Here is a 1,639-nt window from a genome sequence, read left to right as displayed (position 1 = left end):
AATCGTTCTTTGAAAACTGGATAATGTAATGTAAGGCAAAGTAAATGCGTTTTAATAAAAACCGAGTAAGAGTTTTTTAACGGTTAAGTTAATAAGGGCGCACGGTGGATGCCTTGGCACTAGGAGCCGATGAAGGACGGGACTAACACCGATATGCTTCGGGGAGCTGTAAGTAAGCTTTGATCCGGAGATTTCCGAATGGGGAAACCCACTGCCCGTAATGGGGCAGTATCTTACACTGAATTCATAGGTGTATGAAGGCACACCCGGGGAACTGAAACATCTAAGTACCCGGAGGAAGAGAAAGCAAATGCGATTTCCTGAGTAGCGGCGAGCGAAACGGAATCAGCCCAAACCAGATGGCTTGCCATCTGGGGTTGTAGGACACTCATTGTGGAGTTACAAAGGAACGGGGTAGATGAAGCGACCTGGAAAGGTCCGTCAGAGAAGGTAACAACCCTGTAGTCGAAACTTCGTTCCCTCCCGAGTGGATCCTGAGTACGGCGGGACACGAGGAATCCCGTCGGAATCCGGGAGGACCATCTCCCAAGGCTAAATACTCCCTAGTGACCGATAGTGAACCAGTACCGTGAGGGAAAGGTGAAAAGCACCCCGGAAGGGGAGTGAAAGAGATCCTGAAACCGTGTGCCTACAAGTAGTCAGAGCCCTTTTATGGGTGATGGCGTGCCTTTTGTAGAATGAACCGGCGAGTTACGATCCCATGCAAGGTTAAGTTGATGAGACGGAGCCGCAGCGAAAGCGAGTCTGAATAGGGCGTTTGCAGTATGTGGTCGTAGACCCGAAACCAGGTGATCTACCCATGTCCAGGATGAAGTCCAGGTAACACTGGATGGAGGTCCGAACCCACGCACGTTGAAAAGTGCGGGGATGAGGTGTGGGTAGCGGAGAAATTCCAATCGAACCTGGAGATAGCTGGTTCTCTCCGAAATAGCTTTAGGGCTAGCCTCGAGTTTAGAGTCTTGGAGGTAGAGCACTGTTTGGACTAGGGGCCCTCATCGGGTTACCGAATTCAGACAAACTCCGAATGCCAAAGACTTATACTCGGGAGTCAGACTGCGAGTGATAAGATCCGTAGTCAAAAGGGAAACAGCCCAGACCACCAGCTAAGGTCCCAAAGTATACGTTAAGTGGAAAAGGATGTGGAGTTGCCCAGACAACCAGGATGTTGGCTTAGAAGCAGCCACCATTTAAAGAGTGCGTAATAGCTCACTGGTCGAGTGACTCTGCGCCGAAAATGTACCGGGGCTAAACGTATCACCGAAGCTGTGGATGCATACCGTATGGTATGCGTGGTAGGAGAGCGTTCTAAGGGCTGTGAAGCATGACCGGAAGGACATGTGGAGCGCTTAGAAGTGAGAATGCCGGTATGAGTAGCGAAAGAAGGGTGAGAATCCCTTCCACCGAATGCCTAAGGTTTCCTGAGGAAGGCTCGTCCGCTCAGGGTTAGTCGGGACCTAAGCCGAGGCCGAAAGGCGTAGGCGATGGACAACAGGTTGATATTCCTGTACCACCTCTCTTCCATTTGAGTGATGGGGGGACGCAGTAGGATAGGGTAAGCGCGCTGTTGGATATGCGCGTCCAAGCAGTTAGGCCGATGAGCAGGCAAATCCGCTCATCA

The 1,639-nt window shown here is 51.1% G+C and carries 1 rRNA gene; it reads left to right on the top strand.

Going from position 1 to position 1,639, the window contains the following annotated elements:
* Positions 1–81 precede the first annotated feature (81 nt).
* A 23S ribosomal RNA gene (locus tag AC4D4B_RS19435) occupies positions 82–1,639 on the top strand; the annotation flags it as partial.

It is taken from the genome of Pradoshia sp. Z6_59, from assembly GCF_058267515.1.
The sequence above is the reverse complement of the archived record's forward strand: the minus strand, read 5'-3'. Positions and strand labels throughout refer to the sequence as shown.